The sequence below is a fragment of the Micromonospora sp. NPDC023814 genome, assembly GCF_040639595.1.
In the GTDB taxonomy this organism is placed as follows: domain Bacteria; phylum Actinomycetota; class Actinomycetes; order Mycobacteriales; family Micromonosporaceae; genus Micromonospora.
In genome coordinates this window covers 1-22,344 of the sequence record NZ_JBFAAF010000093.1, presented here as the reverse complement: position 1 = coordinate 22,344, position 22,344 = coordinate 1, and the positions used below count along the sequence as shown (strand labels likewise).

Sequence of the window (22,344 nt, the reverse complement as noted above, 5' to 3'; positions counted from 1 at the left end):
TCGCCGCAGCCCTGGTCATCCTCCACATCGAGCACGGACGAACCACCTGAAACGAACACTACGCACAGTCGCGAACCGTTACTCGGAAAGGCTCAGTAAACGGGTATCCGCCAGGCTCTTCCCGGGATCAACAAGGCACCCCGGTTTTGATGCCACCTAGAGTTAAATAACGACACGTCGTCAGTGATTCGCTCGCGCTCGTCTTCCTGATCCCCACCTGACACTTCAATCAGTGCCTTTTCCACATCGCTCACCACGGTCGCGTTACCACTTCCGCAGCATGTGGCGGTTTGGAACCTCCCCCCGCAGGGCGACTCCGAAGGGCCAACCTTCATCTCCTGCACAGCACCGCATAAAGTCGCTCTACCTACATCAAGCTCCTCCTTGCGTTCGTGGCACACCTTGATCTTTAACCTGTGCGGCGTGGCCTCGGGTTATTCGAAGTCTTCGTTTTCTTCGTATCGCCTTTCGGTTTTGTGCTGGTGGCGGCGGTGGCGGCGGTGACGATGTGGACGTCGTGGCGGGCTGCCGGGTGGCGGTTGCGTAGTCCGGGTGGTCGGCCGGGTCCTGGTCGGGAGGGTTTCGGTGCGCGGGCGGGGTTGCCGGGAGCCTGTCGCACAGCTTTCGATCTTCAGCTGTCAAGAGGTCCTCTGTCTGGCATCGTGGCGGAAGATCTTGTTCAGGTTGTGCACCGCGCCGAGGAGTTTGATCTCGGTGTCGACGGCGGCGGTGCCGCGTTGGTGCACGCGGCGTCCGAACCGTTGGAACAGCTGGGCGAAGCCTGGTTCGACGAGGGCACCGCGGCGGGCGTAGAGCTTTCTGCCTTCGGCGGTTGCCAGCCGGGCGGCCATGTCGCGGTGGCCGGCGGGGACGTTGTGCCCGGGTGGTGTGGTCGCGTGGGTCTGCTCGTACTCCTTGGTGATCGACACCAGCAGCGGGAGATCGGCCAGGGCTGCGAAGTTCGCGGTGCTGGCGTAGCCGCTGTCGGCCAGCCACGCCGCGACGTCACCGGTCAGTCCAGCGGCTGCGCAGTTGTGTTGAACACGTCTGATGACCGGGACGAGTGCGGTGGTGTCGGCAGGGTTGTCCTGCAGCTCGATCGCGAGGAGGACCTGGTTGCGTGCGCAGGCGATCTGCACGTTGTAGCCCTGCACGTATCCGCCGTGCTTGCCGAGCATGAGCCGCGACGCCGGATCGGTGAGCGAGGCCCTGGCCGCCGCGGACGGGATCGGTCGCGGGTAGCGCGCACGGTGCAACGCGGCCTGCGCCCGGGCGAGGCGGGCCTGCTGAGCAACGACCTTGGTCTTGGTCTCGATACTGACCGGCGGGCGCCCGACAGCGCGCCGCCGTCCCACGGCCTGATCCTGCAGGGTCCGGCGGGCGTAGTCGGCCAGCCGCTGCTGCTGGCCGGCCGTGACCTCGGCCAGGCGCGCCTCGGCTCTGGCCACCATCCGCTGCGCGGCTTCCACCTTGATCCGGATCTCGCCCGCCGAGGGCAGCGAACGCTCGAACAGCTTGTCCCGGGCCACCCGGGCCCGTGTCACGCGATCGCTGAGCTGCGACTGCCGCCGCAGACAGCTACCTGCGGCCATGAGCCGACAGTGGCCGTCGGCAGCCGCTTCGTCCGTGTCCTCCGCCAGCTGGTCGAGCTGCGCCTCGCCGTCGGCGATGACGGTCTCCAAGGCGTCCAGGCTGCGGTTGGCTGAGCGTGCGGCGGCAGCGTGCATCGGTGAGCCGTCCACCGCCACGGCGGACAGGTCCACCAGCCCGCGCCGGGCGCACAGCGCCAGGACCTGCACGAACAGCGCCTTCAGGCCCTCGCGGTGACGACGCAGGAACCGCGCGACGGTGGCATGATCAACCCGCTGGTTGCCGGTGATGATCCGGCAGCCCACATCGTCGAGGCAAGCGGCCTCGATCTTGCGCGTCGAGCGCACGCCTTTGCAGTAGCAGTACAGCACCAAGCCCAGCAACACCTGCGGCGGATACGCCGCCGCGCCTTGGCCATCAGCACGATAGCCCCGCAGGAACCCGGACAGGTCGAGCTCACCGACGACCTTCAGGACCTGCCAGCACAGATGCTGCGGTGGCAGCCACCCACGCACGTAATGCCTGATCGGCGCCGAGTCGTCCGGGCTGCAGGAGATGAAGTTGTATCCCACGGCACGACATGATCATCCACTGTAGGCGATAGACAGCAAGAACTCTTGACAGCCGAAGATCGAAAGCTGCGCGACAGGCTCCCGGCTTTGGTGCGTAGGTGCCGAAAGCCTCGGCGGACGCGGGCGGGCGTGAGTCGTTCGGGTGGTGCGGGGCGTTCCCAGGGCCGACGCAGGTCGCCGACGGCGCCTCGGGCGAGGCGTAGCTGGGTGTAGGCGGTCATCACGAGCCAGGTCCAGCGGTCGGCGGCGTGTGGGTCTCGCAGCTTGGGGCTGGTCCAGCCGAGGGTCTGTTTGAGCATGCGGAAGGTGTGTTCGATGTCGAAGCGGCGTAGGAACGCCTGCCAGAGCAGGTCGACCTCGGCGTCGGTGGCGGTTGCCTGTGACCACCACAGCCAGACCGGTTTGGCGGTGGCGCCGCTGGGCAGCCGGTCGACGGTCAGCAGGATCACGGTGCCCTCGATGATCGGCAGCGGGCCGTGCTGGGCAGTCCAGGCGGTGCGGTGGGTCAGCCTGGGGTGCAGCCGGTGCCAGGCCCGCGCGGTCGCGGTGCCGTAGAGGCGGGTGTCGGTGGTCGTGGCCACGTCCGGGTCGCTCCAGCTGCCCGGGTCACCGAAGATGAACTCGCCGCCATGCCTTCGTGGGCGGCCGGTGGTGCCGGGCAGCCGGGGTGGCGCGGGCCGGCGCAGCACCCGGTCGGAACGCATCCGCACCAGAACCTGAACGGGCAGGTCGGCCAGCAGGAACGCCAGCCGGGGCCCGTCGTATCCGGCGTCCGCGACGATCCACACGTCCGGATCGCCAGGCTGCCACTGCCCAGCGTCGATCAGCCGCTGCACCACGTCCCGCAACTGGCCGGCGGTGACCGTGGCGGCGTCGTCGCCGGGCGCCAGCCGCCGGGCGTCCAACGGCGCGGTCCACGAGGTGCGCCCGGTCTCCAGGGCGGTGACGAACGAATACGGCCAGCCCGGAACTCCGATGTGGGTGTCCTTGCCGCGCCCGTAGGTGTGGCACAGCACCCGCTCCGGGCAGGTGTGCGCCTCCGGTCGCAGCCAGCAGGTCACGTCCACCGCCAGGACGATCCGCCCGTCTGCGGCCCGCGGCAGCGGCACCGCCGCCACCATCGTCCGCAGCCGCTCGATGTCGATCCGGCCGCGGTTCAACGCCGCGTACAGCGAGCCGTGACCGCGGCGGTGCTCACCTACCAGCGACAACTCCACCAGCGACCGCACCGGCGCGTCTGCGCACAACAGCGCGTCTGCCAGCTCGAACAACGCGTCCCCACGAGCGGTCAGACAACGATGGAACTCACGCCGGAACGCGGCCAGCCGCCCGACCTCATCAATCGTCCCGGCATCGTGCACACTGATCACCAGACAGCCCTTGGTTCTTGATCTTCTTCCCTAGACAAGAGGAATGATCGATCAAGGGCTGTCGCCATGATCAGCCGGGGTCGATGCCGCCGCCCAGCAGGTTAAAGATCAAGCTAGGCGGTACACCTTGGCCTCGGTCCGCTGCTGCGCGACCGCTGGCATCGGTAACGGAGCCCGTCGCAGGGGTCCGTGTGAGTCACGAGGGTTGCTTCGCCCACGGTCCGGCAGAAGAACCGGGGGAACGACAGAAGTCAGAGAGGGCTCAGCCACAGCGACCTCCGCCGTCGACCGACACAGGGTCGGTGAGGTTGGTCGCGAAGATCAGATTCACGTGGTCAAGGAGCCTTGACCACCAGTACGTAAGAGACGGCATGGATGCCGCAAATTTGTGTCCGAGGGGGGAGATGAACCCCCACGCGTAGCACCCAGGCATAAAAATGGGTGCTCATGCGATTAAGGATACCTCAATACAGAGCGTACGCGCTACAGGTGCAAGCCGGCCACGGGCACCCGTTGCAGCTACCAACGCGATAGATTTCATCCGCCTCTCCAACGCCCAGCGCATTTGTCAATTCGGCCAGGGGAATGAGGATTCCGACGGGCAGAAACTGTGCGAGGTGCCCCCTCGGCGCAAGGTTACGCGGTGAAGCGCCACCATCGGATCCACAGAGGGATGCGCTCTGGTGTTGTTGTCGCCCAACCCGGCCCCCGGAATCTTCACCTGCCGTGCCGCGCTGCGGCGCGGTGGGGAGCCACTCCCCCACCGCGCCGCCTGGTGCGAGTCAGAGTGGCCGGTCAGGGCAAGGTCCCTGTCGCCGGACGATGGGAGGTCTCGCGCGCCGTGGCGAGTGGGTGTGGTTGGCCGGTCATCGCCGACAACGCGTCAGCGACGGCGTGGAGGTCGGCCTTGATGTAGGTGGTGGTGGACGATCCTGGGCTGTCGGTGTGGCCGGCGTAGGCGCGAGCTACCCCGTAGCCGAAGTGGCGTTCCACCCAGGTGAGGGTGGTGTGCCGCAGCCAGTGGGTGGAGATGCCCTGGGCGGCCACCCACGGCAGACGCTCGCCGATGCGCTTCCACAGGTGGTCGTACCGGCGGCTGCTGATCGGCCTGCCGTTGCGGTAGCGCAACAGCCGGTCGGTGGGCAGGACGGCGCCGCGAACGCGGGCGTGCTCGTGCAGGTGCGCGGCGAGGTCGAGGCTGACCGGCTGCCACCGCACGGTGCCGTTCTTCTCGGTCAGTCGCACGAGCCCGTTGGTGGCGTCCAGGTCGACAAGCCGCAGAGCGAGGGCACCACCGCGCCGGCAGGCGCTCTCCGTGTGCAGGCGCAGCAGCAGGGCGTCGAGGACGACATCGTTGCCGCTGGTCCGCGCCACCGCGTTGATCTCCTCCAACTCGTACGACGTCAGAGCGCGGCGTGTGCTCGGAAGGCGGCGGGGTTTGGCGACACGGTGCGCGGGACTGGCCGACGCGTCGATCAGACCGTCGGCGACAGCCCGGGAGTAGAAGGCGCGGGCGGCAGCGATCACGTGCTCGCCGGCGTGCCGGCCGTTGCGGCTGTTACGCCGCGACCGCGCCGTGACGATCATCTGCTGTTTCATCGCCTCGACGTCGCTGGCCGCGACGCGGTCCAGGGGCCGGTCACCCCACGCGGCGGCCATCCGCTCCCAGTACGTGCCGTACGTACGCCTCGCGCCCGGACCCGCCGCCGCGTTTACCCGCGGCAGATACTCCGCAATAGTGGGCACAGATATCAACACGTCGGCGTCGGACTCCAGATCGGCCACGGTGACGCCAAGGTGAGCCAGCACGTGCCGGGCTGCGGCAACCGTGGCGGGATCAGCAGACATGCGCACCTCCCGCCACCTCGACGTGCAGGTCGGCGAGCAGACGAGCGACGGCGCCGATCGGGTGCACCACAACCAAGTCGTGAGCGACGAGCGCGGCGAGCAGCACCGGCTGACCATGCCCAATCCCGCACATACGCCGGACGGAAGCCGGTAGCGGCAGCGCACCTCGGCTGCCCACCTGGTACCGACCATCGCTGGCCGAGGCGATGACGAGCACCGCTTGATGCAAGCGGATGTCGAGACGCTGGCACGGCTGCCAACCCAACGCACGCAGGATGCGCTGCGCGGTAACCCGGCCGCAGCGGGACGGGACAGCCATCTCCAACAGAAGCGCAGCGGCATCGGCGACCACCGGTAGCTGATCTCGGGCGGGTAGCGCCGGCATCGGAACCGGACGGGGACGCGGACGGGCAGGCAGGGCAGCAGGAACAAGCGGACGAACAAGCTGCTCACCGCTCGGGACAGGAGGTCGTGTCATGGCGGTGACAACAGGAAGACGATGTCTCGGGCCTCGTCGTTCCCGAGGGCCAAGCGCGACCGGCGGTCAACGAAACTTACCGCTCCGCCCACCTCTCAAGATCCAGGCCTCGGGGCGGGCCAGCCATTACTGCCGATCAAGTTCGACGCGTGCATCGATCAGCATCACGATGTCTAGTCAACCAGGAACAGGATGGTATCGTCGCGTGCCCTGGTCATGGGGATGTGCATGTTCAAGAGGCTCGCCCACTCGGCGCCCTTGAGGCCGGTTACTCCCTGCTGGATACGCTCATAAAAGGTACGGTGCATGAAAATCCACACGGTCTGGAAGTCGAGTCCTCGGTAGGCCGCCACGTCTTCCAATGCGCTGGTCTGGGTGTTGATGCCACGACGGTACTTTTTGAAGTCCGGTACGAGGGTGACGCCGTGAGCCCGATCCTCCAGTACCAGAAGCGCTGGCAGGTCCTGCCACAGGTCGGCCCTGCTCTTGAGCCGGCCTGCCTCGGCGTAAACATCGTCCTCCGCGCATCCCCGGATTGCGAATCGCCCGCCCGGCCTGGTGAACTGTAAGCCCGTGAGGTAATGGTTCGAGAGCTCAGCAAGAACGCGCCGCTCGGCCTCGATACGGACGGGGTCCACCCGGAAGGAGGACCGTTCATGGATTCGGGTGACCACCTCGGTCGCCTGCCGTGCGAGCGCGGCTGACTGCCGGTAACAGTCGTGCAAAGCCTCGTCGATGTCCGGTTTCGGCATCGCCTGCAGATGCGTATCGAGGCTCTTCAGTGGCCATTGGAGCGGGTCGAAGCCGACGATGACCGCGGGTGCCTTGGCCAGCCGGGCCTGGTTTACCGCGGCTGTCACGCTTGCCGGACTGCGCGGGTCATCGAGCAGTATCGCAGCGTGTGGGGCCATGGGTGCCTGGAGGCGTTTGACGTTTACACGGGTGTGCGCCGCAAGGTACTTGGCGACGGCCGTTGAGCACCGGAAGTCAACCGGGATGCCGGCATCGTGCAGCCTGAGTGCGAGATTCAACAGCACTGCGGTCTTCCCGGTGCCCGCGCCTCCGCGCAGGTAAATCACTTCAGTCTCGTCGGCGAGGTCCGCGTACTGGGTCTGCTCGAGTATCAGGTCCGCCAAAGCTGCCTGGTCGTCGCTCAGGAACTCGGCCCATCCCGTCACTGGGTCATTACTTGTGTATGTTCCCTCGTCGACTTCCTCAAACAAGGGGTGGGTGCCGGTGAAGCCGGGCGGGGCAGGTGTTCTGTCCTCAATCAGCTTCGCCCGCTGCGAGGGGCGTAGGGCCGCGTAGCGCGTTGTGACGTCGTGGTTTCCGATGTCGACAATGACCAGCTCGTCACGTACCGGCTGCAGCAGCACCCGACAGGAGTGGGTGTAGCGGAGTTCGTAAACGTTCTCGCGCACGCCTTGGAGTGTCTTCTTGCCCTCGTACCAGTCGCTGCTCGTGGCCCGGCGGTTGAAAGCGGTGCGGACCACGGTCAAAACCCGGCCACGCGCCTGAGGCATGGTCCGCTCATAGGCTCGCCTGGCCCTGCCCGTCCAGGACAACACGCCCGCCTGCGACATCGGCACCCCCAGTCCAGCAACGGTCACAATCTTGTACCACCGGGCTGCTGGCATCGGTTCACCACCCTGGCCCTGGCCGCCTCGTGCGCCTCAGTTGGGTGGTGTCGGCGGTGCTGCAGGACTAGCGGACAAGCCATGAGAATGGATTGGTACGGGCGCGGTACTCCCACCTCACGGCGGCGATAAGTCGGATATGCGCCGCTCGGGGGTCGCGCTGGCGGTGCTGCCGTCGGCTGACGACATCGTCCGGGCCTGCCTGAACGCCATCCCAGCCGGTCTGAACGAGGTGGCCGCACTCGCCGACCGGCGACACCTGAACGGCCTCGACCGCACGCAGATGCGCCACTCCCGGCAGTCGAAGAATCTGGTCAGCGCAGCCCAGTGGCACCTGGACCATGTCCAGGATGAGCACCTCGCCGCCCACCTGCGCGAGTAGATCGCCATCAAGCCGCGCCTCGTGTAGCAGCCGCGGCCTCACCCGAAGAAGCAGACGCACGCCCTCGGCCGATACATGGGCATCGGCACGGCAACCCACTACACCGGGAACGGCCAGCTCGACGACAGGAACAAGATGCGTACTTCGTAGCGGCATCGCGCTCGGGCGAGCAGGCGTTAGAGTCGCGCAATGGTGACCTTCCGGGTCGACGAGGTGACATCCGCAGCCGAGGGCCTGCCCACCCGGCCGCTCGGCGAACTGTTCGGGGATGCACTGGTGTTCGGCGGTGATCCGGCGTTGCCGGTGCTCGTGCCGGACGGGGTACATCCGCTGCTCGACGCTGTCGGACGCGCGTTCGCCGACCATCGCCCGCTGGTGTTGTCCCCCGACGCGGTGTGGATGACGATCGCGCAGGGCGTCGCCCAACACATCCGGCTCCACGCCGAGGAGCTGCGCCCCCGGTTGGTAGGCCACGCCGGCCGCAAGCGGCTCACCGTGACCGTCGACGGGCCGATGCCGCAGGACGCGGCTTCCTGGCAGGACGTGGTGGGGTCATTCCACAAACTGCTCGCCGCCGAGATCAGCGACACGGACGTATTCGAGTGTGACTTCTCCACCAGCACCGAGGTCGACCGGCTCGCGGGACAAGTTGTCCTGCTCGACGCCTACTCGCCGTACTTCTCGCTGTGGCTGGTGTGCGTATGCGGCATCCCGTCGATCACGTTGACCGGCACCGTAACGGACTGGCAGAAGATCCGCACACGGGTGGACGCGATCGCCGGGTTCGGCCTGCAGACATGGTGCCGGTCGCTCGCGCCGATCGCCGACCAGTTCGTTCGAGCTGCGGCGGGCGAGGTGGACGTGGCGTTCTGGCGGCGGATCTACAACCCCGTCGACGCGTACGGCGGTGAGGTGGTCACCGGCTGGGCGGCGCGCCTGTACCCGTACCTTCGGGGTAAGGGGACGGTGGACCGGCCGAATCCGCTGCTGGAGTTGCCCATCGACGAGCCGCGCGACGCGACCGTCGACGGCCGCGGCTTCTACCACGGTGCCGGTATACGCACTGATCAGGTGCCCGCGACGTTGTCTCGGGCGACGGTCAACGTCAACGACTTGGTGGCGGGCGACAACCGGACGGTGGCCCTACATGCCGGCCTGGTCGGCGTCGCCCAGGACGACGACGGTGGACTGCGGCCGGTGGCAGGCTGGTACCTCGCGCCGGCGGCGGTGGAGATCGACGACGTGTTCGACCGGATCGTGCGCGACCACCAGACCAGCCCGCCGCAGCCCATGAGCCTGTTCAACGCGCCCGCCGAGGTCGTGGCGCTCTACCGGCGCGTCGGCTCCGCCACGCTGTTCCAGACGTGGCGGCTGCTGCCGGTGGCCGAGCACCGCCGGGTCTACCGGGGCCACGGGGAGCAGTCGCTCCTGACGATCATCGACCTCGCCGACGGCAGAAGCATCTGCGCGGCCCTCGACTACAAATCGGAGTCGACCCACTGGGTCCTCTGCCGCGTCCAAGAGGTGACAGCCGAACGGTCCGAGTTCGACGGCCGTTTCCGCTTGGTCGACGAGCCCGCCGACGTCCCGGTGTACGGCACCTCGCTCGCGCGGCTACTCGACGCCGCCCTCGACTCCGATGGCGACATCACCCACCTGGAAACCGGCCAGCTCGATCAACTGGAGCAGCCACCAGCTAATCCATGACATGACACACCGGCACGTCCGCCCAAGTCTGGACGCAGCCCAAGGTGAAGTGACGAGTACCGGTTGACAACGAGCGATGACGAGCTGTCGGCGGCACGTCTCGCCTTCCCAGTGGGCGACCGGGTAAGAGGCACCATAAGTGCCATCCCGATGGGTCCGGGACGGGCAGGGGTTCTGGTAGACCTTGGTCAGCCGCCGCAGGGATGGGTCGACGTCCTGCACCTGCCGGACGACCCGCCCGACTGGCCCTCGGTCGGCAAGACGGGGCTCTTCGAGGTGTTGCAACATCGGCCCGGCCAGGTGCGGCTGTTTCCGTTGGACGCCAGGATGCGCGGTCGACGAACCCGCTTCTCACGTTGGTCGGGTGAGGAATGGGCCGCGATCACCAGACGCTTCCCCGAGGGCACACTTGTCGTGGGAACCGTCACGAACGTGTTCCCCGGCAACCGGGAGTACACAGTCACGTTTGACGATTGCTGGTCGGCGGTCGAGTACGACGATACAGCGCCGTCGGTCGGCTGGACCGGCCCGTTTCAAGTGACGCGCCTGCTGGAGTGGACCCACCGAATCTTGCTGAGGCCGGCGACGTAGCGAGCGAGCAGATGGATATGCAGGACTCGCGTCGATCAGCCGAGCGCCTCCAAGGTCGCCGACGCACTCGAGTCGGCAAGGACCGATGATTCTCCCCCATCGCGCCTCATCACGAAGCGTGGTGCCCGGTCAGCGGCTATGACCGAAAGTCGAGACGCCCTACCGGCGGCAAGTAAGTGCACGGCGCCCTGCTGCAACCTGTGGTGAATGTTGTGGCAGATCAACCTATGCACGGAGTCCGGCATGGAAGGGTAAATGGGTTCGTGCCGACCGTGTCCGCGGCCTACCATCGGCGGTCATGGCCATGTGTTGGGCGGACGGGGTGACCCGGGTGGCGATACTTACCGGAGCCGGCATCTCGACCGACTCCGGTATCCCCGACTACCGCGGACCCTCGGGCGTGTGGACCCGCGACCCGACGCTGGTCAAGGCGTTCACCTACGACTCGTTCATGGCCGCGCCGGCGGTGCGGGCAAGGTTCTGGCAGACCTATCTCGAGCACGCCGCGTGGCGGGCCGAGCCCAACGCAGCGCACTATGCGCTCGCCGACCTGGAGCGCACCGGGGTCGCGGTGCGCCTCCTCACGCAAAACGTCGACGGATTGCACCAGAAGGCGGGCTCCAGTCCGCGTAAGGTACTCGAACTGCACGGCACGATGCGCGAGGTGGTCTGCACCGGTTGTCGCATGCGCGCGCCGAGCGAACAGACGTTGGCGCGAGTGGCGGCCGGCGACGGCGACCCTCGGTGCACCGACTGCGGCAACATTCTCAAGCTTGCCGTGGTGCTGTTCGGGGAGCGCCTCGACCCGGTTACGGTCAGCCACGCCGAGCGGATCGCCGCGAATAGCCAGCTTATGCTCGCGGTCGGCAGTTCGCTGCAGGTCGAGCCGGTTGCCTCCCTGTGCTCCGTGGCGGTCAATGCAGGTAGTCGGTTGATAATCGTCAACCGTGACCCAACCCCGTACGACGACCTTGCCGTTGAGGTGATTCGCGAGTCGATCGGTACGGCACTACCCCGGATCTGCGCCGCCCTCGGCTCGGCCGCTCAGGGCACCTCCGGCACGCCGGTCACACAGTAGCCGCCGGCGGCTACCAAGGTCTCTCGCAGGGCGCGGCGGACGGGAATGACCGCATCCGCCGAACGCGCTGATCGCGGCAGATCAGGGCGTTTCCCTCGATGGATGTGGGTGCCTGTTGGTGGCTACGCTGACCGCGATGGTGGGGGCTGGGAGCGGAACCGCGTTGGGGCGGTTGTTGGCGCATCGGTGGCGGGAGGTTGCCGCGGCAGAGGGTCCTCTGCGGCCGGAACTCGACGCTGTGCTGACCGGCGGCGCGGCCAGTCCTTCGTTGGTGCGGCGGCTGGCGCCGATGCTCGGGTTGCACACGGCGGATCTGTTCGTGGTCGCCGGGCTCGATCTGCCGCCTGATCTGGTGCCTGCCAGCGGTACCGGGCCTTGGCATGTCGGGACGGTACTGGAGATGGCGGCCAAGTTCGCGCCGCAGTCGCTGCGCCGGTTGCACGAGTTCGTCCGGTCGTTACCCGAGCGTCCGCCGGCGTGGCCGCCTGTGTGGCCGCGCTACAGCTACCCGCTGGGGCCTGGTGAGATGATGTTGCGGCTACTGCGGAACCGCAACATCGGGCCGTACAGCCCGAAGGTGTTGTACTTCATCGGCGACGGGCCGATGGTGTCGTCCTCCACGATGGCGATGCTGGGACCTGGTCGTACGCGGCTGACGCCGCAGTACGTGACCGCGTTCGCCACCGTCCTGGGTATTCCCGACGACGACTTGGCCGCCGTTGCCGGGGTTGCTGCGGCCACCGATCCACGTCTACACCGCAACCACGTTGAACTTGCCCGGTTGGCCTGGGATGCCCGGCGGTTGACCGGCGAGCAACTGCCCGAGGTGCTCGACCTGGCCAGGCGTCTGCGGTAGCTGAGTCCGCAATGATCCCGCCGCCGTTCGACCGCCTCGGGACCAAGCCAAATGCCCAACAATCAGGATATACCGGCAAAGGTCACGAAAGCGGGATCACTCTGTACGCCGCAGTTGGCGCAGACATTGGCCACGAGCAGTCGGCTGACTGGTCGGTCTCGCAGATGCGGCCCCTGACGCCCGCTCGGCGGCAGATCCGTGCGTTCCGACCTGAGCGCGGCAGGGCCTGTCAGCGGTCCGCAAAGCACTCGTCAACTGGGCACCGGGCTGTTCATCGGTAGAGCGGCTGGTCCTGGGTGGGGTCGGCGGGGACCACGTCGAGGCGCGGGTCGGTGGTGAGTTGGGTGATCAGCGCCCGGGTCCCGCCGATCCCGGCCCAGTGCGGATCGACGTCTTTGGCCACGCACCAGGCGTGATCAGCGGGCCAGGCGAATGCTGGCTCGGCGTTGCTGAGACGACGCTGGCCCGGCCACCCCGCAGCGGTGTCCCATGTGCCGACGTCGGCTAACGGCCCTCGAAACAACCAGTACGCACGGTGGGGCACCACAACCTTGGGCACACGCGGTGTCGAGGGCGGGGCAGCGGGTGTGAGTGCCAGTCCCGGCTGGCCGCCGAGCCGCTCGAGCAGGCCGCCTGTGTTCTCCTCGCCGATGTACACGGCGTCGTCGTCGGCTGCGTCGTCGGCGTCGCCGAAGCCTTCCCAGACGCAGAAGTAGCAGTCTTCGGGGGTCGTGGTGTGGGTGGCCAGCACCTCGAAGAGGGTGGGCAGTTGGTCGGTGGGCCAGTCCGCGTCGACGTCGTTCTCGCTTTGGCCGGGGCGTGTCGGATCGGGCAGGAACCGAAGCCGCCCGTAGGCGTCGAAGCCCGCAGGGCCGAGGCCCACAAGCTGCTGCCACGGCAGGTCGCTGTGGGTGATCCAGCCGGCGGCCGACAGTTCCCGACAGAAGTTGAGTGTCACCCACACAGCTTGATCTTTAACCTGTTTGGCTTGGGCGTGGTTTGCGGGTCGTCTTCGGTTTCGTTTTCGCCTTGCCTGTCGAGGTGCTGGTCGCGCCGGAAGCGGTGTGGACGTCGTGGTGCCCTTCCCCTCGTAGCGTGGAGGCCAGAGCTTGAGGGATAGAGGTTCATGGCTGAGACGAGACGCCAGTTCGATCCGGAGTTCCGGGCGGGCGCGGTACGCATCGTGCGTGAGACGGGTAAGTCGATCGCTCAGGTCGCCCGTGACCTGGGGATCAACATCGGGACCCTGGCCAACTGGGTGAAGAGGGACCGCGACATTCGCGGTGAGGCCGCTGCCGGGCGCCTGGCCGAGGATGAGCGGGCGGAGCTGGCCCGGCTGCGGCGGGAGAACGCCGAGCTGGCGATGGAGCGTGATGTCCTCAAGCGATCCGTGGTCCTGTGGGTCAAGGAAGCGACGGGCCGGTGAGCGTGGCCGCCTTCATCGCTTCCCAGAGGACCGAGCACAACGTGCCGCACGCGCTGGCCTGCCGGGCGTTGGGGGTGTCCGCGTCGTGGTTCTACAAGTGGCGTGACCGGCCGCCAACTCCCCGCGATGACCGGCGTGCCCGGTTGTCGGCAGCGGTCAGGAGAGTCTTCGACGACTCGGGCGGCACCTATGGCAGCCCTCGCATCGGGATCGAGCTGCGCGAGCAGGGCTGGCGGGTCTCGGACAACACGGTCGCGCAGCTCATGGCCGATTCCGGCCTGGCCGCCCGCGCCAAGCGCCGCCGGCGGAGCCTGACCCGCCAAGGCACACGTCCGGCCGCGCCGGACCTGGTCAAGCGGGTGTTCACCGCGCCGGCGCCGGATGTCGCCTGGTGCGGCGACATGACCGAGATCCGCACCGACGAGGGCAAGCTCTACCTGGCCACCGTCATCGACCTGTACTCCCGTCGCATCCTCGGCTACGCGATGGGCGCCCACCACGACGCCGGGCTGGTCGTCGCAGCGCTGAACATGGCCGCCGTCACCCGGGGCGGCAACGTCGAGGGGGTGATCTTCCACAGCGACAGGGGCAGCGAGTACGCCTCGGCCGACTTCGCCCGGGCCTGCGCCCGCTGGAAGGTACGCCAGTCGATGGGCAGGGTCGGATCATGCTTCGACAACGCCGTCGCCGAGGCCACCTTCTCCACCATCAAGGTCGAGTATGTCCACCGCCGCCACTTCCGCACCCGCACCGAGGCCCGCCTGAAGGTCGCGACCTGGATCACCGACTTCTACAACCGGCGTCGCCGGCACTCCGTCTGCGACTGGCGATCACCCATCGACTACGAACGATCAGAGACCCGCACCCTGCAGGCGCGGGCCGCATAACGGAACCCTCCACGCTCCCAGGGGATTGACACGAGTACTCCGGTGCCATGGTGTTCGTACCGCGGAACGAACGTCCCCCGGACCTGCTTGCCGATCTGCCGACGCCCGAGCGTGAGAGGCTGGTTCGCAGCGAGGTGAAGCTGCTCGATTACCTTGATCGCCTCGTCCGGCGAGGATCTTGGCCGACACGCAAGCCGTGATCGGCGGACGAACTAGCGGCGCACTTGATTCGGCACGAGCGGATCGCGGCATGAGAGTGCGCCGAGCGGGCCGCCGCGTCGACCGCGTCGCTTGGTGGTTCCGGCTTCCGTGTGCTCCAGCAGGAGGGCCGACTGGCTCTGGCGGGCATAATGCCTGGGTGGAGTGGCCCTTGAGGGTGCGGACCCCGATGGTTGACGGTGATGTGGTGTTGCGCCCGTACAACGCTGAGCGGGACTCTCCATACCTGTTCCGGGTGCTGGATGACCCGATCGTCTGGCTGTACATCCCCGGAGGGGCCCCGGACTCAGCCGCCGCCCTGGCTACCCGGTTTGCGAGGCGCTTGGCTGGCGGCCTGCGTTCGACATGGGTCATCGAAGTCGCTGGTGACGTGGTAGGCACCAGTTCCTTCATCCTCGACCCCGACGACGATGCCGGTGTGGAGATCGGGTCGACGTACCTGTTGCCGCTACTGTGGGGTAGCGGCGTCAATCGCCGGGCGAAGCGGTTGATGGTGTCCGCGGCGTTTGACGATGGCGCGGCATGGGTGCAGTTCCGCACCGATGAACGCAACCTACGTTCGGCTGCGGCCATCCTCAAGCTCGGCGCAGTAGAGCTTCCCGCTCGGGAAGACCGGTGGATCCGAACCGACGGCACGCGGCGAGTAAGCCGCTTCTTCAGGCTCTTTTCGGGCATTTGACGCCTCCGGCATCGCGCTCCGCGTCATCCGACGAGGAGACGGCGCTCACTCATCGGCACGTCCGGATGCATGCACCCGTGAGCTGGTTACCTTGCGTGACGAGCCCTTCGCGGCAGATCCGGATAGCGGTCCGGGCATCACCCGAGCTTCGTCCATTGCCCTTCGGAGACCACCTCGACGGAGCCGTCGACGACCTTGATGGCCGTTTGCTCGTCGATAGCGTAGGCCGGGGACGCTGAGGTCAGCAGCCCACCGTTGCGCGGCAGCGAGAGTGTTGTCCGGGAAAGCGTCCAGGTGCGGGAAGATCGAGAAGTCGACGATTCCCAGGGTGGTGTCGTCCGGCGCGGAGGGCCACTCGACGAAGTCCGCTCCGATCCGCGGAGTCATCACCATGCTTCCCGCACTCACGCCCACCCAGACCATGTCGGGCAGCGAAGGCAGCAGATCGGCCAACCCGGACTCTCGCATCCAATGACACAGATACGTCGCGTCGCCGCCGTCGACCAGAAAGACGTCGGCATCCCGGACCCAGGGGATCCACCGCTCCGCGCCGATCGTGGGCAGCGCGGTGAGCTCCAGCAGGCCCACCGATTTCCAACCCAGGTCGCACATGGGCGACGGGCTCCGCCCGGCGACGAAACGCCAGGCCGAGGCGGGGGTGCACATGGGGTGCCCATACTCCGCCGTCGGAATGCAGAGGGCGTTGGCGTCACCGATCGGCTTGCCGAGCAGCTACACGAGCGCCGAGCGGATGCTGGGATTCGTGACGCCACCCGAGGTAAGCAAAAGCCTCACGGTTCCTCCGAATTCGCGCACGGAAGTGGCTACGCCGGAGACCAGGCACCGGGCCGGGCCCAGCATAGTTCGGATCTCCTGTTCGGGCGGTCCCGCAGATCACCGGTGTCGATAACCGGGTGATCGCTCGCGCCTGGGGCACGATTCATACAGCAGGTCCACGCGACTCGGGCAGGAAGAATGCCCACGACACAACGACCGCACATCGGCACGACAGGATGCCTACCCACATGGGCCGGCTACAGGCGGTTGCGGTTGCGCTTCTTCAGGCGGCGCACACGCTCGGCGGCAGATCCGGGCGTCGGGCGTTCCCCTCGAACGGGCATGGCCGGCGCAGCGTTTGTGCGGTCAGAGCAGCGCGATTTGGCCCGGCAGGGGCTCATCGTCGAGGCGACCGTCGAGCTGCCACAGCCGAAGCAGGTCCTCCTCACGATGGCGGGTGAGCCATCGGCCTGGCTGCTGTGCAGGGTGGATGGAGCCGAATCTGTGGGGGTGCGGGTACCGCATCTGAGATCGGCATCGCAGCCTGCGCGCCGACAGCAGGAGATGGCCTTCGGCGTCGTCCGGCAGGTCTGCGGTGCTGACAGCGATCAGGATCAGTTCGTCGGTGAGGAACACGGCTCGGTTCACGTATCGCCAGCCCGGTGGCGTGTCCGGCAGGTCCTCGAGGTGTCGCTCCGCGATCACGTTGTCAGTGGTGACGTTGCGGACGGACAGGAAGCCGTCGAATGCCGTGGTCAGATAGCGGTCGCCTGCTGGGTTGAAACCGGCGAGGTCGTCACCGGCCAGCGGTCGCAGCACGATGTGTTCGGCGTTAAGACCGATGAGCATGGAGGGTGACGGCTCGGGATGGGGCAGCGTCAAGCCGGTCCAGGTGTCCGCGGGTCGGTGCACGAACCAGGCAGCCTCGGGGCCGGGCAGCGGCGTGCGGTGGATCTCCTTGCCGGTCGCGGCGTGGATGGCGACAAGTTCCTTGGTGCCGGCCAGACGGACCCAGAGGATGTCGTCGCTGTCCAGGTCGAAGTCGGCGCCGATGGTGGCACTGCCGCCGAGTCGATCCCAGCTGCTACGCCAGTGAACTGCGCCGTTGTGGTCAAGAACAACAATCTGGTGCTTATCGCCCGCTGCGGCGAGCTGGCTAGTGGCAACGACGTTCACCTGCGGGTCGTCGAGAGGCACCGCGAATCGCGCTACGCGACGCAGGTCGTGGTCGAACAGGTTCACGGTGGCGCTGGCGGACTCGGTAACCGCCCAGCCAAGGCCAGTTGCCTGCGTAACATGCCGAATGCCGGGCAGCCACACCTGGTTGATCAAGCGGGGTTGCATCGCAGCAGCATAGAGCCATTTCGACGAGGCCGTCGGGGTCGCCTGCGCGGATCGCGGCAAATCCGGATGCCCGTGGATGTCACCGGCTCGATGCTTCGTCGATGCCGTAGCGCACCATGTCGTGCAAGTCCTCGGCGAGTAGATCCCTCGCGAGGCCACGATCCATGAACGCTGCCAACGAGCGGCCGATCTCGTCTCCCGCAACGTCGGCCAGGTCCTCATCGTGTGCGGCGCGCTGCAACGCGTCCAACGCGCGCGGGTCGTTCCAGTTCGCGAGGTCGACCGCAGCCTGGCACCGGAAATCCGGGTCCTCCGACTGGTCCAGCAGCACCGCGTGCAAGCGTTCGGCGCGCCAGTCCCACCGCGGATGCCCGGCCGCCTGCAAGCCGTCGCGCAGTTCCCGGGGCGGCCGGTATCCGTGTTCTTCAACGTAATGCAGGATCATCATCGGTGCGGCGTAGATCTCCCCGCCGGGCAGGTAGTAGCGATACTCGCCGTTACCCTCAAAGGCTCCGCAGAAGTCGCAGTCGTGCCAGCCGAGCGTGCGGCTGCCGAGCCGCCGGGAGGCAGCCCTGAGCCGCTCCATCTCGGCGCCGGTCATCGGTGCCATGCTTGCGCCCTGCACCCCGTAACCGCGCCCCAGCCACCCGACGGTCCGCATCGGCAGCGGAAAGCCGAGGTAGTCGTACGGCGACAGGTCAAAGTACTCCACGCCACGATCATCCGGCATGCAAAAACCAGGGCCGACATCCCCGGCCGGCTCGGGCATCGGGACAGCTGCACGTGACGGTGACTCAAAGCCTGGCGCGCCATGTCTGCGGCAGATCAGTACACCGTCTGGGGTCTGACGGCTACTGCCTCGTACCAGACATGATTGCCTGCAGATCGGCAACGAGATCCTCGAGCGATGCAGGCTGTTGTACTACGTGAAACGTGTTGGACGCCTGATAGAAGGCCCGCACTGGAGCTATGCGCAGCCGGTGCTCGGCGAGAATCTGCGGAATCTGGTCGCGCTTCGCGGCCAGCCGCCAGTCCTGGTCGACGCGGCCTTCATCGAGCATCACCTGAATGACGGTATCCGGTGCGTGACCGTGTGCGGCCAGTAGTTCGGCGTGGCGAATAGCGCGCGGGTAGCCGAACAGCAGCCAGCAGCCCGGCGACCCGGCCAACGTGTCCGCGACGAACTCGCCCAACACCTCGTCCGGTACCAGTTCGCCGGCCTGCATATGGTTCGCGAACCGCCAGCCCCACGCCGTGGCACCCTGCACTGCCGCTCGGCAGAGGTCCCCCACGTTGTGCGCTTGGAGCCCCATGGCCTCGCCGAGCAGCATCGCGGCGCCCCAAGCGTCGAACACGCCGGGCTCGGCGATGACAGCGATCTTCCGCACGCCTCCACCCTCCAAAATCCAAAGAGCGCAGATTATCGACCGCTCGCCTACGTTCTCCGGCGCTATGCTGATCCCCTGCGACGATGCGGGCGCCATACGTTACTGCTTCGACACAACCCCCGGGCACCGGCTCGGTCCGCGTGTGGTGACACTGTGTAACGCGCGATCGGCGGCAGTTGAGGATGCCCGGCGCGATGCGTAGGCAGAGTGGGCTCTGGCTGGCTGCGACATCTTGTTCCCTGACTGGCGACCACGCGGCAGCCGGGGCCGACGCGCCGCGTGTGGAAGGCGTTTCCTCTGATGTGAGCAATCGAGAGGGTCGACGGGTTCCATTCGGCCAGGGCGCTAACCACCAACTGAACCTGCGTCACTGCGCCTCATCATACTTTTTCCAGAACTGCGCCCGAAGCTTGTGCCGCACCTGTTCACTCAAGTCAAATTCGCCACGGCGGTCGGACAAATCGGTCAGCAATGCCTTGTCGATGTCGCGTGGGATCGATGGCTTCCCAGCCTCGAGTTCCGCCAGCGCCTCCGCGGTGGCGGACTTGCGGAATGCCGTCAGGACGTTGATGACCACCGAGTCGATCTGTTCGGCAAGTTCGGCGGGGTCCTCGTACTCCGTCGTGACCTGCGGCTCGCGGCCGGTGGTCGCGCTGTAGACGAGCACAGACGACGGACGGAGCGCACCTGGATGTCCCAGCCCGGCGAGGTCCCTGGGCGTAGCCTTGACCTGCGGTTGCCCGGCCGGCGGCGCGACCGCCACCGCCTGCGGCGTCGGTGGCGCCGGGGGTGGCGGCATTTCGACCTTCGTCACCGTCTGATCAACGGTCTCCGGAGGCAGGATTTCAAGCCCGTCGGCCGCCCGAATCAGATGCCGGCTGATGCCGTGGGGCTTGTTCTCCGTGTTGGGAACGGCGAGCAGGATGACCTGTACGCCGTGAACTTGAGCCCCCTCGACAGCCTCGGTCAGATCGTCGTCGCCTGAGACGAGGATGAAGACGTCGGCGGCTCCGTTGCGCGTGCGTCACGAGGTCAAGCCCAATACGCAGGTCGACGCCCTTCTGCTGGCCGTCCATGCCGAACCGGCCGAGCCGCAGCTTGACCTTGGGCAACTCGCCGATGCGCTGCTGCTGGGGATCAGGCACGCCGTCCTTAGCTGAGTCGTACCAGTGCACCCGCAGCACTGACAGCTCCGACATCCTCTCGGCCTGCCGAACAAGCGCGTCAATCAGCGGCGCGTAGTCGACGTGAACCCCGCTGCGCAGCGACGTCCCGGTCACCCGGACAGCTGCGGAACTGAGCAGGTAACCGACGTCCACATAGAGGGAGCACATAGACCTCATGGTTCACAGGATGCCACCAACCCTGATCGACTGCGGACGCGCCGACGACCACTTTGTCGACCATGAGCCGCCGTCCGCGCCGAACGCGAACCCCTCGGTCTGAGGCACGCACCCCACGCCGCAGCACCACATTCGCTATCTGGGACGCAACATCGGCGGCATGAGCGGATACCAGGTGCCCTCGGCCGTGGTGCATGATTGTCATCGTGTCCGGGCCTTCCGCCGCAGTTCTGCTGCCCGTCGAGTGGACCGCTGACGACGTCAGGGCATTCCGGGTGTGGCTGTCGGAGTCGCTCAGCCCGGACAGAGATAACTGGTGGGCACTTCGGGAACCGCGCAACCTCGGCATGGCGAAGCCGTCGTCGAAGACCGGGCCGATGCTCATCGAACCCGATGCTTACGAATGCGACGACGCTGATGAGGCGGTCTGCTTGACGCGCGCGGCCGGCTTCCTCCCGATCACCGAGATCGTCCTGGCCGCAGCAGTCAACGGCAAGGATGACCACCGGTTTCTCGCCCAGCTCGCTGTGGCGATAGCCCGCCAATACGGCGGCCTCATCGATCTCGATGGCCCGCTTCCGGTACCTCCACCGCCGGGCGTCTCCGCTCTATCGACTCTGCAGTCCGGCCCTGGTCGCCGACGATGGGAGGATCGTTCCCGGGCAACTATCGCCACGCTTTCCGGAAGGTGGCACGAGATTCCCTACCGGACGGCGGGGGATGAGGTTGCGGTCCGCCATGTCGTCGGTGCCGATCTCCTCGCCTCCTGGCTGCAGCACCCGCTCTTCCAGATGGTGAAGTGACCAAGTCTTGCCGGACATCCGCTCATCGGCAGATCCGCGCACTGTCGCGCGGCAGCACCAGCAGTCTTTGACCCTTACGCACCGTTACTTGGCTCTCCGCGAGACCGGCCCGTGTTGGGCCAGTTATGGCCCGGCCATAACTGGCCCACCATGAGCTGACGGTCGCTGCTCCCGGCTACCGAACGTAGTCTGCGCTGGCGCTTACCGGCGATTGGCGCCGATCCCGCGCGTTGCCTGCGGCAATCAGGATGCCGGCCACGATTCGACAACCCGCCTCGGCTGCGGCCTCGTTCACGTGCTACGCATGATCAGCTCGCGGCTGTGGCACCTGGAAAGGTTGATCTAGCCAGCCGGCTCTTTTGCGAAGTCGGGGTACGCACGCTGATCGCCTTCCGCATGGGTAGCCGGCGTACGTTTTGAATTCGAGGGCCTGGACAGCCCCGTCGACGGTCATCCATTCGACTGCGACCAATTCCCGCATGTCCGGGTCTCCTACGGGTTGCTTATATCGCCGCCACTTGTGCCTACAACCGGCGCAGCAGGCCGGCGACCCGGCGTGACGCTTGCCGGAGGACCTGACCGGCAGGGTGGTCCGGCGGTCTTACCACGTCTGCGGGCTGTGTGCGGCACGCCGTGGCGCGCATCGCGGGCACTTGACGCCGATCGGCTGCGTGGGTTGACAGCGACGCCGTTCGGCTCGATCGAGGACCGCTGCGCGCGTGACGCAGGCTCGGCGACAATGACGCCACGTCTGGCGAGAGGGCGGTGCGGCCAAGGCGACCACTTCGAAGCGGCTCATCCGATGACGTGCGTGACTGCGCCACTATCGGAGTCGAGGGCCAGCCAGTCTCTGGATAGGAGCAACACATGAAGCAACCCCGCGAGGTGGCAGCCGATCGCCGGCCGCACTGGGCAGGTCAAGGCGACCTGAACAATGTCTATCAGGAGATCTGCGCCAACATTAGGGCCACGGACGACGTCAGCCTCAAGCTCTTGGCAGCGGTCCCGCTCGTGACCGGTGTGGGAATCGTGCTGCTGATGCGGGCTCCTGGGGCGAAGATACCCGACACCGCCATTGTGCTGTTGAGTATTTTCGCCGCACTTGTCACCTTCGCCGTCTATCGGTGGGAACGCAAGAACATCGCGAACTGCAGACACTTCCGGCAGTGGGCGGCCACTCTCGAACGGGACTTCTACGGACTGCGCCAAGAGGATCTGGAGTCCGCGCCGAACGTCCTTCCGCACGCGCGTATTCAGACGCCGCGCTCTCTCGGGCGTGACTGGTCAGGTGCTCGTCGGCGGGTCGGCTTGACCTGGGGCGTTCGGGTTGGATCATGGTTGGGTGTGCGGAACGCCGTCGATCGTGGAG

21 protein-coding genes and 2 pseudogenes are annotated in these 22,344 nt (G+C 66.9%); 11 read left to right on the top strand and 12 right to left on the bottom strand.

Translation table 11 applies throughout. The features are described 5' to 3' along the window. Positions 1–638: 638 nt before the first annotated feature. The 5 genes from AB0G14_RS31425 to AB0G14_RS31405 form a co-directional block, all read right to left on the bottom strand. Positions 639–2,162 (bottom strand): transposase, encoded by a 1,524-nt coding sequence (locus AB0G14_RS31425; protein ID WP_357703703.1) that lies wholly within the window; start codon positions 2,160–2,162, stop codon positions 639–641. Then, positions 2,060–3,532, bottom strand: coding sequence for an NF041680 family putative transposase (locus AB0G14_RS31420; RefSeq protein ID WP_357703701.1), 1,473 nt, complete (start codon positions 3,530–3,532; stop codon positions 2,060–2,062). Before AB0G14_RS31420 ends, AB0G14_RS31425 begins: the two co-directional genes overlap by 103 nt. Before the next feature lie 795 nt (positions 3,533–4,327). Next, on the bottom strand, positions 4,328–5,380 hold the full coding sequence (locus AB0G14_RS31415; RefSeq protein WP_357703699.1) for a site-specific integrase: 1,053 nt from the start codon (positions 5,378–5,380) through the stop codon (positions 4,328–4,330). Further along, positions 5,370–5,732 (bottom strand): hypothetical protein, encoded by a 363-nt coding sequence (locus tag AB0G14_RS31410; RefSeq protein ID WP_357703697.1) that lies wholly within the window; start codon positions 5,730–5,732, stop codon positions 5,370–5,372. The genes AB0G14_RS31415 and AB0G14_RS31410 overlap by 11 nt, the downstream gene beginning before the upstream one ends. A gap of 299 nt (positions 5,733–6,031) precedes the next feature. Next, positions 6,032–7,495, bottom strand: coding sequence for a hypothetical protein (locus AB0G14_RS31405; RefSeq protein WP_357703695.1), 1,464 nt, complete (start codon positions 7,493–7,495; stop codon positions 6,032–6,034). Positions 7,496–7,634: 139 nt separating this feature from the next. Between AB0G14_RS31405 and AB0G14_RS31400 the strand changes: the two genes are divergently transcribed. From AB0G14_RS31400 to AB0G14_RS31380, 5 genes are all read left to right on the top strand, one after another. Further along, positions 7,635–7,877, top strand: coding sequence for a hypothetical protein (locus tag AB0G14_RS31400; protein ID WP_357703693.1), 243 nt, complete (start codon positions 7,635–7,637; stop codon positions 7,875–7,877). Positions 7,878–8,066: 189 nt separating this feature from the next. Beyond that, positions 8,067–9,584 (top strand): DUF4419 domain-containing protein, encoded by a 1,518-nt coding sequence (locus AB0G14_RS31395; protein ID WP_357703691.1) that lies wholly within the window; start codon positions 8,067–8,069, stop codon positions 9,582–9,584. A gap of 63 nt (positions 9,585–9,647) precedes the next feature. Continuing rightward, on the top strand, positions 9,648–10,175 hold the full coding sequence (locus AB0G14_RS31390; RefSeq protein WP_357703689.1) for a hypothetical protein: 528 nt from the start codon (positions 9,648–9,650) through the stop codon (positions 10,173–10,175). 331 nt (positions 10,176–10,506) lie between these two features. Then, on the top strand, positions 10,507–11,253 hold the full coding sequence (locus tag AB0G14_RS31385; RefSeq protein WP_357703687.1) for a Sir2 family NAD-dependent protein deacetylase: 747 nt from the start codon (positions 10,507–10,509) through the stop codon (positions 11,251–11,253). Between the two features lie 118 nt (positions 11,254–11,371). Beyond that, positions 11,372–12,109 (top strand): hypothetical protein, encoded by a 738-nt coding sequence (locus tag AB0G14_RS31380; protein WP_357703685.1) that lies wholly within the window; start codon positions 11,372–11,374, stop codon positions 12,107–12,109. A gap of 271 nt (positions 12,110–12,380) precedes the next feature. Here AB0G14_RS31380 and AB0G14_RS31375 read toward each other — a convergent pair whose 3' ends face one another. Beyond that, positions 12,381–13,067, bottom strand: coding sequence for a hypothetical protein (locus AB0G14_RS31375; protein ID WP_357703683.1), 687 nt, complete (start codon positions 13,065–13,067; stop codon positions 12,381–12,383). A gap of 168 nt (positions 13,068–13,235) precedes the next feature. Here AB0G14_RS31375 and AB0G14_RS31370 point away from each other — a divergent pair, with 168 nt between their 5' ends. The 3 genes from AB0G14_RS31370 to AB0G14_RS31360 all read left to right on the top strand — a co-directional run bounded on the left by AB0G14_RS31370 (position 13,236) and on the right by AB0G14_RS31360 (position 15,320). Further along, on the top strand, positions 13,236–13,535 hold the full coding sequence (locus tag AB0G14_RS31370) for a transposase (RefSeq protein ID WP_357703680.1): 300 nt from the start codon (positions 13,236–13,238) through the stop codon (positions 13,533–13,535). Next, positions 13,532–14,422: an IS3 family transposase gene (locus AB0G14_RS31365; RefSeq protein ID WP_357703677.1), complete on the top strand. Its 891-nt coding sequence runs from the start codon at positions 13,532–13,534 to the stop codon at positions 14,420–14,422. The genes AB0G14_RS31370 and AB0G14_RS31365 overlap by 4 nt, the downstream gene beginning before the upstream one ends. A gap of 388 nt (positions 14,423–14,810) precedes the next feature. Beyond that, positions 14,811–15,320 (top strand): GNAT family N-acetyltransferase, encoded by a 510-nt coding sequence (locus tag AB0G14_RS31360; protein ID WP_357703674.1) that lies wholly within the window; start codon positions 14,811–14,813, stop codon positions 15,318–15,320. Between the two features lie 137 nt (positions 15,321–15,457). Here AB0G14_RS31360 and AB0G14_RS31355 read toward each other — a convergent pair. From AB0G14_RS31355 to AB0G14_RS31330, 6 genes and pseudogenes are all read right to left on the bottom strand, one after another. Continuing rightward, a pseudogene (locus AB0G14_RS31355) lies at positions 15,458–15,986 on the bottom strand (Type 1 glutamine amidotransferase-like domain-containing protein). 477 nt (positions 15,987–16,463) lie between these two features. Next, positions 16,464–17,441, bottom strand: coding sequence for a hypothetical protein (locus tag AB0G14_RS31350; protein WP_357703672.1), 978 nt, complete (start codon positions 17,439–17,441; stop codon positions 16,464–16,466). Positions 17,442–17,520: 79 nt separating this feature from the next. Next, complete coding sequence (locus AB0G14_RS31345) at positions 17,521–18,153, bottom strand: HEAT repeat domain-containing protein (RefSeq protein WP_357703670.1); 633 nt, start codon at positions 18,151–18,153, stop codon at positions 17,521–17,523. Between the two features lie 139 nt (positions 18,154–18,292). Then, positions 18,293–18,829, bottom strand: coding sequence for a nucleoside monophosphate kinase (locus AB0G14_RS31340; RefSeq protein WP_357703668.1), 537 nt, complete (start codon positions 18,827–18,829; stop codon positions 18,293–18,295). A 367-nt stretch (positions 18,830–19,196) separates the two neighbouring features. Continuing rightward, positions 19,197–19,643, bottom strand: a complete 447-nt coding sequence (locus AB0G14_RS31335) for a hypothetical protein (protein ID WP_357703666.1) — start codon at positions 19,641–19,643, stop codon at positions 19,197–19,199. Between the two features lie 96 nt (positions 19,644–19,739). Further along, positions 19,740–19,799: pseudogene (locus AB0G14_RS31330) on the bottom strand (hypothetical protein); the annotation flags it as partial. 22 nt (positions 19,800–19,821) lie between these two features. On the opposite strand from AB0G14_RS31330, the gene AB0G14_RS31325 reads away from it, so the two are divergent. The 3 genes from AB0G14_RS31325 to AB0G14_RS31315 all read left to right on the top strand — a co-directional run. Beyond that, positions 19,822–19,989 carry a hypothetical protein gene (locus AB0G14_RS31325; RefSeq protein ID WP_357703663.1) on the top strand — a complete coding sequence of 56 codons (168 nt, stop codon included), beginning with the start codon at positions 19,822–19,824 and terminating at the stop codon, positions 19,987–19,989. 377 nt (positions 19,990–20,366) lie between these two features. Further along, positions 20,367–20,975, top strand: a complete 609-nt coding sequence (locus AB0G14_RS31320; RefSeq protein ID WP_357703661.1) for a DUF6368 family protein — start codon at positions 20,367–20,369, stop codon at positions 20,973–20,975. Between the two features lie 867 nt (positions 20,976–21,842). Next, positions 21,843–22,344 (top strand): hypothetical protein (locus tag AB0G14_RS31315; RefSeq protein WP_357703658.1); only part of this gene is annotated, 502 nt, incomplete at its 3' end.

What these genes read in the sequence shown, in the direction of transcription:
- AB0G14_RS31360 (WP_357703674.1), top strand. Translation starts at nt 14,811, where the DNA reads ATGGTTGACGGTGATGTGGTGTTGCGCCCGTACAACGCTGAGCGGGAC.
- AB0G14_RS31400 (WP_357703693.1), top strand. Translation starts at nt 7,635, where the DNA reads ATGCGCCGCTCGGGGGTCGCGCTGGCGGTGCTGCCGTCGGCTGACGAC.
- AB0G14_RS31405 (WP_357703695.1), bottom strand. Translation starts at nt 7,495, where the DNA reads ATGCCAGCAGCCCGGTGGTACAAGATTGTGACCGTTGCTGGACTGGGG.
- AB0G14_RS31415 (WP_357703699.1), bottom strand. Translation starts at nt 5,380, where the DNA reads ATGTCTGCTGATCCCGCCACGGTTGCCGCAGCCCGGCACGTGCTGGCT.
- AB0G14_RS31320 (WP_357703661.1), top strand. Translation starts at nt 20,367, where the DNA reads ATGATTGTCATCGTGTCCGGGCCTTCCGCCGCAGTTCTGCTGCCCGTC.
- AB0G14_RS31350 (WP_357703672.1), bottom strand. Translation starts at nt 17,441, where the DNA reads ATGCAACCCCGCTTGATCAACCAGGTGTGGCTGCCCGGCATTCGGCAT.
- AB0G14_RS31395 (WP_357703691.1), top strand. Translation starts at nt 8,067, where the DNA reads ATGGTGACCTTCCGGGTCGACGAGGTGACATCCGCAGCCGAGGGCCTG.
- AB0G14_RS31325 (WP_357703663.1), top strand. Translation starts at nt 19,822, where the DNA reads ATGAAGACGTCGGCGGCTCCGTTGCGCGTGCGTCACGAGGTCAAGCCC.
- AB0G14_RS31370 (WP_357703680.1), top strand. Translation starts at nt 13,236, where the DNA reads ATGGCTGAGACGAGACGCCAGTTCGATCCGGAGTTCCGGGCGGGCGCG.